Source organism: Petrotoga sp. 9T1HF07.CasAA.8.2, from assembly GCF_002895585.1.
Taxonomy (GTDB): Bacteria; Thermotogota; Thermotogae; order Petrotogales; family Petrotogaceae; genus Petrotoga; species Petrotoga mobilis.
Genome location: NZ_AZRI01000046.1, coordinates 1 through 9,234, shown reverse-complemented (window position 1 = coordinate 9,234; position 9,234 = coordinate 1). Strand labels below are relative to the sequence as shown.

Genomic DNA, 9,234 nt, shown 5'->3' with positions numbered 1-9,234 from the left:
ACACTTTTTGGAAGAGAACCCCTTTATTTTTAGAAAAAAATAAATTTACTTTTTGAAAAAGATTTTTACTAATTCGTTTATTATTATCTGTATTTTTGTTCTTCATATAATGAAAAGCACTTCCTTATTTTATACCCATTTATAAACCATTTTCATAGTCTTCGTAAGCTTTAATAATTTCTTTTACTAAAGGATTTCTTACCACATCGTTATTTGAAAGTTCAATGAATTTTATTCCTGAAATGTTGCCATTCAAAACATTTCTAACAGATAGTAACCCCGAATCTTTCTTTTTTTCTAAGTCTATTTGAGTGACATCACCAGTGATGACCGCCTTAGTGTTGAAACCTATTCTTGTTAAAAACATCTTCATTTGCTGATAAGTTGTATTCTGAGCTTCGTCTAAAATAATATAAGAATTGTTTAACGTTCTACCTCTCATGTAAGCTAATGGAAGTATTTCTATAATGCCTTTTTCTCTGTATGAAATTAGTTTGTCAGTATCCATAAAATCAAGTAAGGCATCGTACAAGGGTCTTAAATAAGGGTCAACCTTTTCATAAAAGCTACCAGGCAAAAAACCTAGTTTTTCTCCTGCTTCAACTGCTGGTCTAGTAAGTATTATCCTTTGAACTTTACCTGATCTTAAATAGTCTACTCCCATAGCAACCGCTAGATACGTTTTGCCGGTTCCCGCTGGTCCTATACTAAAGACAATGTCATTATTTTTTAAGTAGTCGATATAATTTGCTTGACCTTCGGTTTTTGCAAAAATTTGGGTACCCACGATCCGGGTGTTGATAACTTCTTTCATTGATTTTTTCTTTTCTTCACTCTTAGAGCCATTTCCGTTGGTTTTATACCTAGAAACCACGTACTGGAATTCGTCCCAATCGAGTAAATGACCTTCGTCTAAAATTTCTAAAAGTTCTGTAAATATCTTTGATGTTTTATTGACCGAGTCGTCATCCTTTCCTTCGATGAAAATTTTTCTGTTTTTGTAATGTATATCTACGTTCATCTCTTTCTTGATGTACTTTGTTCGGCTATCATAAGCCCCAAAAATTTCAATCGGTTCTACATTCTCAGGTATAGAGATAGAATATCTCAGAATAGATTATCCCTCCTCTTTGATTTTTTTACAAATTAAGGTATACTTTTATCACTTGTATTATACCACAATTTAAGAAAAATAAGAATAATCGTGAGAACAGCTGTATAAAGGGGTTAAAAGCATGTGGTATCCAGGACATATAGAAAAAGCCAAATCTTTGATAAAAAAGCATTTAAAACTTGTTAATGCTGTAGTGGAAATTCTTGACGCAAGGGCTCCGTACGCTAGCAGGGCGTATGAAGAAGAACAGCTTTTTAGGAACAAAAAAAGAATAATTATTCTCAATAAAAAAGACCTTTGCGACATGAAAAAAATCAAGTTGTGGGAGAAGTATTATAAGGAAAAAGGTGAGGATGTTTTTTCACTTAGCCTCAATGAATTCAATGTGAAAGACTTTTTTTTAAAATATATTTATCCCATCGTCCCTCAAAAGTTCAATGAAAAGTCGCTTATGATAGTTGGTATACCAAATGTTGGTAAATCTACCTTTATAAACCGTCTAAAAGGGAAAAAATCTGCTGCAGTAGGAAATAAACCTGGGATAACAAGAGGTTTACAATGGATAACCGTATCGAAGGACTTAAAAGTTCTTGATACACCGGGTGTGTTATATCCAAAACTTTTTAACAAAGATCTTGTTAACAAATTAATTCTAATTGGTTCTCTAAAAGCAGAAGATACGGAATTAGATGAGGCTCTTTTCTACCTTTTTGATTTTTTAAAACAAGAGTATCCTAATATTTTGGATTCAGTTTTAGAAGATTGGGAAAGCTGTGAAAATATAGTTGAGTTCATAGAAAGGTTTTCTATGAAGAGAAATTTTATAAAAAAAGGCGGAGTTCCAGATTACGAAAGGGGAAGAAATGCCTTTCTAAGAGAAATAACCGAAGGGAAATATGGAGGTATAACCTATGAAATACCTTCTGATATTGATTGAAAAAAACCGGTGCAAGCACCGATTTTTAGAATTTTTCTATAATTTTCACATAATCTCCGTTGTTGAGTAAAGCCGCATTTGCCTCGTCGATATCAACATGAAACTCTAATGCATATTTTTCACTGACTCTGACCAAAACATCTTGAAAAATAAGTCTTCTTCCTTCTTTATCACAATATACTGAAACTAAGTCTTTATCTTTAACGCCATAATGTTCGGCATCCTTTGGGTGCATATGTATGTGCCTTTTGGCAATGATTACACCTTTCTTTAATTGTATTTCACCAACAGGTCCTTTTATCGTAATCCCTGGTGTTCCTTCTATATCTCCTGAGTCTCTAACAGGGGGGTTTACTCCAAGTTTAAAGGAGTCTGTTCTAGATATTTCGACTTGTGACTCCTTTCTTACAGGACCTAATATTCTCACTTTTTGGAAAGAACCCTTTGGTCCTATCAAATCTACACATTCTTCAGATGCATATTGCCCCGGTTGTCCCAATGGTCTTAAGGGAGTTAATTCATAACCTTTACCAAACAACTTTTCCAAATCTTCTTGTGATAAATGTACATGCCTATTAGATACTCCAACAACTACTCCAGGTTCTTTCAATTGCAAGTTTTTACACCTCCATAAATGATGAAATCTTTCTATTTCATTGATTTTCTTATCACATACTTAAGCCCTTTAGGTTTTGATATTTCAGCTATTAATGGACCTCTTTTTATAGAAAGCCATCCCGCTCCGGGAAGGGCTATATCATTTCCCTTATCAATTTTTACATTTTCTCTTTCAAACTCTATTTGATCAAAATCAAAATTATCATTGTAAGGAGGGAATAAAACCTCTCTATTGTGAAGTAAATCATTGACTCTTTCTTCTTTTGCTCTATGAGCAGATATTTCTTCTGGAAGGAAAACCGTGATTATAGGTGGTAAATTGTTAACACCGTTCTTTAAAACTTTCAACCAGAACAATCCGCTGATAAAAAGAACATTTTTTTCATTCACAGTGAAAGTTTTAATCTTAATTTTTTTAGAAGGAATCATCTTAACTTGAGTATAAATATCAAAAAAATCGCACAACCTGTCTTGTGTGAAAATGCCGGGGGTATCGAATAATTGCAAATCTGTGTTAGGTACGTTTGCTTTTAATACCTTCAAAGTAGTTCCAGAATATGCACTTACAGTTATTTCTGCTTCCACTAGTCTGTTTAAAAAAGATGATTTACCTACATTGGTTACCCCTACTACCAATGCCTTTTCTTTCTCTTTTTGCAAAAGCAATTGTTTTGTTTTTTCTATTCCCATACCTGTTTTAACGCTGACCATTCTCACATGATCATCCGGAATATTTATGCCCATCTCTTTGATTCTCAATAGCAACCAATTTTTTAATTTTTCGTAGGGTGTGCTTTTCGGTAAAAGATCTATTTTATTGACAATTAAAAAAATATTCTTCCCTTTTATTTTTTCGGCAATCTCTTTTCTGAATGTGCCTTCGAAATCTATTACATCTACCACCCACAAAACCGTTTCAAAATCTTTTAAAATCTTGTCAAGCTCACCGGAAAAATCGGAATTTATTGTAACCGGTAATAAATAATTATAATGCTTTAATTTAAAGCATCTTTGGCAAACTACAGATTCGTTATTTTCCATTTTTTCTTTGAGAACATTCTCAGGGATATATCCTGGTTTTTCTTGGTCTTCTGTTTGTATTTCTATACCGCAGCCTTCACATTTCATAATAATTATTGTCTCCATTAAAAAATTTTTGAAAGGAACAAAATCCGCAGTTATTTTCCCACAAAATAGTTTCTAACATTTGAACCTATGTTAAAAAAACCGAATACTTAGAAATTTCTAGGTATTTGGGCTAAGGGTTTTTGTCCCCAATCGACCTCTTTTTTTAGAGTTTCAAATTTACTTGTCAACCAAAAAAAATTGTGATATAATAATTTTGCTGATTGGGGGATCGTCTAACGGCAGGACAGCGGACTCTGACTCCGTCAGTGGAGGTTCGAATCCTCCTCCCCCAGCCAATACAATATAAGGATCCTATAAAAGGGTCCTTTTTTCTTTTTTAGCAAAGAGAGCTTTCGCTTGGGAATAAAGAGTATTTGAAGAATAAGAAGAACTTATAGATGAAAAAATAATTTGATGTAAACGAAACATTTGTTTGTTAAAATTTTAACAAACTTGAGTTATAATTTTTTTAGTAATAGTGAAAAAAGGTACTTGAAAGATAAAGATTTGAAATTTGTTTTTGCAACATTGTGAAATATATAACAAAACTTATAAAAGGGGTGATTACCATGAGTATGAAAGATAGTTTTCAAAAAGCAATGGATTGGATGAAGGAGTTTTCTAAGACAAACCCAGAGCAAATGGGGAGTTTCCAAAACATGATGGAAGCCATCGAAAAAGAAGAAGGTGCAGCCCTTGATAAAAAAACTAAAGAGCTAATAGCTGTTGCACTTTCTATAGCAAGAAATTGTGAATGGTGCATCGCGTGTCATGTGAAATTTGCGTTAGAAGCAGGTGCCACAGAAGAGGAAATTTTGGAAGCTGCGTGGGTGGCAGTGTTAATGGGTGGAGGTCCAGCTTTAATGCACGCAGGTTTGGTTTTGGAAGCATTAAAAGACCTAAAATAATAATAAATTATGTCAAAGGGGAGAAAATCTCCCCTTTTTTGTTATAATATTGAAAGATGAAATTAGATGGGTTGTGGGACAAAGGAATAAATTTTCATTATCCTTGCAGCTGGGCTTAAGGTTCTAAGATACCGCAGATTTATTCCTTAAAAGGGCAGTTATGCAATAAAAGATAAAAATATTTTTATCCTTTTGGGTGGGGAGCGGGGGAAGGACGCTATATAGAATATTTTAGAGATTCAAAAAGTAGAAAATCAAATTAAAGGGAGGAAATTCTAATGTACGATGTTGTTGTTATCGGATCAGGACCAGGCGGTTATGTAGCGGCAATAAGGTTATCACAATTAGGGAAAAAGGTTGCCGTTGTTGAAAAAGAAAATCTTGGGGGGACTTGTACCAACAAAGGTTGTATCCCCACAAAAGCAATGTTGACCTCTTCACATCTTTACGAAGAGATTTTAAAAAAATCGAACAAATTAGGCATAAAAGTGGGTGAAGTAACATATGAAATAAGCGAAATAATGAGCCATATGAAAAAAATTGTTCTACAATCCAAAAAAGGTGTAGAGTATCTATTAAAGAAAAATCATATCGATTTAATACAAGGTGTCGCTGAAATAATTGATAAAAATCATATTAAAGTTGGCGATAAAAGTATAGAAACGCAAAACATTATTTTAGCTCACGGTTCTGAACCAGTAATGTTTCCCCCCTTTGATAAAATTCAAGGAATTTGGACAAGTGACGATGTGTTTAAGATGGAACATATGCCTGAATCGATTTTGATAGTTGGTGGAGGGGTAATTGGTGTAGAATTTGCTACATTTTTTGCAAGTTTAGGTAAAAAAGTTTATGTTGTTGAACTGCTTGAACATATACTCCCCAATGAGGACAAAGATGTAGCAGAAGAAGCAAAAAAATCTTTGGTTAAAAAAGGTGTGGAAGTCTTAGAAAAACATAAGGTCATAGATATTAAAAAAAATGAAGATTCATATGTATCAAAAATCGATTTCAACGGTGAAACTAGAGAAATAATAAGCTCAAAGGTATTACTTGCCGTGGGGAGAAGGCCTGTTATAACCCAAGATATTAAAAATTTAGGTGTAGAGATAGAAAAAGGGGTTAAAACAGATTCCAAAATGAGAACAAACGTTGAAAACGTATATGCAATAGGAGATATTAGAGCCTATATTATGTTAGCTCATGTAGCTATGAATGAAGGCATAGTAGCCGCCCACAATATCGCAGGTGAAGCCAAGGAAATGGATTACAGTGCTGTGCCAAACATCATTTTCTCTAACCCAGAAATAGCAACTGTTGGGTTAAAAGAAGAAGAAATTGATCCTGAAAAAGTTATCATTTCAAAATTTCCTGTATCTGCTAACGGAAGAGCGAGAACTATGGAAGAAAGAGATGGTTTTGCAAAGATAATAGCTGACAAGGAGACTAAAAAAGTATTAGGTGTAGCTATTGTCTCTCCGAATGCTACAGATATGATTATGGAAGGAGTCTTGGCTGTAAAATATGGGATGAGTGTAGAGAAACTAACGAATAGTATACATCCTCATCCAACTTTAACGGAAAGTATTCTCGGTGCAGAAGAAAGCGTGGAAGGATTGGCTATACATATTTAGAATTTTCGAAAAAAATGTTGTTCAAAGAAAAAAGAAGGGACTTTGAAGAAGTACACAAAAGAGTTGCATTGTCTTAAATATAACTATTTTTAATGTTTGCGGCTTTGCATAATCAAAGTTGTGAGGAGCTTTCAAGCTAAAGGGAGTAAAAAAATCCCACCAATTCGGTGGGATTTTAATCATTTTTATTGGGGCTTGTTGCTTAGAATTTTTTCGATTTCTTCCATTACAGTGTCAGTAAGTTTTTCTTTTATCTGGGAAGCTTTTACATTTTCTTTTACCTGTTCTGGCCTACTTGCACCTGTAATTACCGTACTAACGTTAGGATTTTTCAATATCCAGGCAAGAGCTAGTTGAGCCATTGTTGCACCTAAATCGTTAGCTATTTTTGTCAATTTTCTGACCTTTTCGATATTTTCTTGCGATAATAGTCCGCCTTTTTCGAACTCTTCTCGTAAGTTTTCAAATTTTGCAAGTCTACTGTCTTGGGGGATTCCATCGTTGTATTTTCCAGTGAGTACCCCACTGGCCAACGGACTCCATGTGGTTAACCCTAATCCATATTTTTCATAAAGAGGTCTAAATTCTTTTTCAACTTTGTTTCTAACTAACATATTGTATTGAGGTTGTTCCATTGTGGGCGGAATAAGATTTCTTTTATCTGCTACTAGATAAGCTTCTTCCAATTGCTCCGCACTCCATTCTGAGGTTCCCCAATAAAGAGCTAAACCATTTCTTATTATATAATCCATTGCAAATACTGTTTCTTCAATGGGGGTGGTAGGATCTGGTCTATGGCAAAATATAAGGTCAACATAATTAACTTGTAACCTTTTTAGAGAGTTCCAAGTTCCTTCTAAAAGATGCTTCCTTGATACCCCTCTATCATTTGGGCCTTTTCCACCCCAAAATATTTTTGTCGAAATTACAAGGTCTTCTCTTCTATACTCTTTTAGCGCCATTCCCATTAGAGATTCAGAAAGCCCGTTAGCGTAGGCTTCTGCGTTGTCAAAAAAGTTAACGCCGTTTTCATAAGCAGTACGCAAACACGATTTAACCCCTTCTGTATCTAATTGGTTTCCAAAAGTTAACCAAGATCCGAATGAAATCTCACTTACTTTTATACCCGCCTTACCTAAATTGTTATATTGCATAATCTGCCTCCTCCTCCTTCTTCTTTAATTATACTATATACCATTATACCATATATTATCTTTAATTTTTCGTTTTCGCATTCGAACTTATTAAAAAGAATAAATATTTCTAGCAACTTTTTATTTGCTTTTGTTTGCTGTTTTGTATTATAATTAATCTCAAGATAATTAAAAATAAGGGGGAAAAAATTTCATGTCATTCAAAAGCATCAGAGGAAGGATAACTTTAATTATCGTTGTAATTTTTGTTTTATTTGGGGCAGCAATCTCTTTCAATATTTTTTCTCTGGTAAGGTCCAACAATGGTTTGGGTAGTTATAGGGATTTATCTGAGGTAACGAATCAGATCTCTGAAATAGAAAACGACTTTTTTGGAGCTGCTTTAGCCTTCAAAGACTATGTGATTAACTATGATGAACAAACAAAAGAAACTTTTACTCAAAATATCAACGCTGTTCAAAGTTTCTTTACAGATGAAACTACCGATTCTACAGTTGTGCAAAACTTAATCACTAAGATAGGGGAGTATGAAAGTAATTTTAATCAAATTGTTCAATTGAACGAAGAAAAAAATAGGCTCGTAAATCAAGATTTTAAAGATATATCAAATGAATTACGCCAAATTATTACTGACTTTAAAACCTTAGCCCAAGAGAATAATGTTTCAACCCTTGTTTTTTATGCTGACAGTTCCCTCAATATATTGGATAATATAGATAATTTATCTTCCATGTATTTTTCGTCCAAATCTCTTGGTGATAAAAACAATGTTTTAAATGCTTTAAATGAATTGGATTCTCAACTTTTGATTATGCAATATGGATTAACCTCTGACGAATTAACTGAACTGTTCAACGAGATGAAAGACATGGTTGAGCAGTTAAAAAACACATTCAATCAAATAGTCACAGCGATAGAATCCCAGGAGCCTATAATCGAGCAGATGGAACAAGCAAGGGTAGAGATACTTAACCTATTAGAAGAACAAAGAAATAAATTAAAGGTCCAGCAAGACACGTTAGGTCCATCACTCATAGAAGAAAACAAGCAAGCAATAACCTTGACAGCCGTTTTAACCATAGTAGCCTTCATAGTATCGATAATCATGGTCATCTATCTAATAAGGAGTATAACGAAACCACTGTTAGACTTCAAAAACAAGATAAACCAATTCAAAGAAGGAGACCTAACGGTAAACTTTGAAAGTAAAAGCAAAGACGAGATAGGTCAGATGGCTAACGCTCTATCAGAAATGAGTAAAGAATTAAGAAGATCCATGGGGTCAATAAGGCAGGCATCGGACAAAGTAGAAAACGCATCAGAAAGTCTAACGCGCTCATCACAAGAAAGCAGAAAGAACTCGGAAGAACTCAAAAACCAGATGGATAAGATACAAACAAGTACGGAAGAAACGGCAGGAAACGTAGAAGAAGTGACCTCAGGTGTAGATGAAGTAGCAAGGGCTGCACAAGGTGTATCCCAAGACGCACAAAGACTAAGTGAAGAAGCAGATGAAACAAGTAAAGCGGCAGAAGAAGGAAGCAAAACGATAGAAAGTATAAGTCAAGCGGTGAAAGAAGCGGTAGAAAGGACAAAAGAAAGTCAAAAAGAAGTAGAAACACTCGCAAGCAACGCCAAGAACGTACAAAGTATAGTAGAAACGATAAACTCGATAACGGAACAAACGAACCTGTTGGCACTAAACGCAGCGATAGAAGCGGTAAGGGAAGGGGAAGCGGGA

General features: G+C 34.3%; 8 protein-coding genes and 1 tRNA gene. 5 read left to right on the top strand and 4 right to left on the bottom strand.

Annotated elements, in window-relative coordinates; translation table 11 throughout:
* Positions 1–139 precede the first annotated feature (139 nt).
* Positions 140–1,021: a PhoH family protein gene (locus X925_RS09780; protein WP_121959841.1), complete on the bottom strand. Its 882-nt coding sequence runs from the start codon at positions 1,019–1,021 to the stop codon at positions 140–142.
* A 214-nt stretch (positions 1,022–1,235) separates the two neighbouring features.
* Here X925_RS09780 and ylqF point away from each other — a divergent pair, with 214 nt between their 5' ends.
* A complete protein-coding gene (ylqF, locus tag X925_RS09775; RefSeq protein WP_121959840.1) occupies positions 1,236–2,051 on the top strand; it encodes a ribosome biogenesis GTPase YlqF in 816 nt (271 codons plus the stop codon).
* Positions 2,052–2,076: 25 nt separating this feature from the next.
* Here ylqF and pduL read toward each other — a convergent pair whose 3' ends face one another.
* Together pduL and yqeH are read right to left on the bottom strand one after the other, a co-directional pair.
* A complete protein-coding gene (gene pduL, locus X925_RS09770; protein ID WP_121514904.1) occupies positions 2,077–2,667 on the bottom strand; it encodes a phosphate propanoyltransferase in 591 nt (196 codons plus the stop codon).
* Positions 2,668–2,699: 32 nt separating this feature from the next.
* Positions 2,700–3,797: a ribosome biogenesis GTPase YqeH gene (yqeH, locus tag X925_RS09765; protein WP_121959839.1), complete on the bottom strand. Its 1,098-nt coding sequence runs from the start codon at positions 3,795–3,797 to the stop codon at positions 2,700–2,702.
* A gap of 222 nt (positions 3,798–4,019) precedes the next feature.
* Between yqeH and X925_RS09760 the strand changes: the two genes are divergently transcribed.
* The 3 genes from X925_RS09760 to lpdA all read left to right on the top strand — a co-directional run bounded on the left by X925_RS09760 (position 4,020) and on the right by lpdA (position 6,339).
* Positions 4,020–4,093 (top strand) — tRNA-Gln (locus X925_RS09760).
* 273 nt (positions 4,094–4,366) lie between these two features.
* Complete coding sequence (locus tag X925_RS09755) at positions 4,367–4,705, top strand: carboxymuconolactone decarboxylase family protein (RefSeq protein WP_103065860.1); 339 nt, start codon at positions 4,367–4,369, stop codon at positions 4,703–4,705.
* A gap of 278 nt (positions 4,706–4,983) precedes the next feature.
* Complete coding sequence (gene lpdA / locus X925_RS09750; RefSeq protein WP_121959838.1) at positions 4,984–6,339, top strand: dihydrolipoyl dehydrogenase; 1,356 nt, start codon at positions 4,984–4,986, stop codon at positions 6,337–6,339.
* Between the two features lie 185 nt (positions 6,340–6,524).
* On the opposite strand, the gene X925_RS09745 is transcribed toward lpdA, so the two are convergent.
* Positions 6,525–7,493, bottom strand: a complete 969-nt coding sequence (locus X925_RS09745) for an aldo/keto reductase (RefSeq protein ID WP_121959837.1) — start codon at positions 7,491–7,493, stop codon at positions 6,525–6,527.
* 193 nt (positions 7,494–7,686) lie between these two features.
* Here X925_RS09745 and X925_RS09740 point away from each other — a divergent pair.
* Positions 7,687–9,234 (top strand): methyl-accepting chemotaxis protein (locus X925_RS09740; protein WP_146026701.1); only part of this gene is annotated, 1,548 nt, incomplete at its 3' end.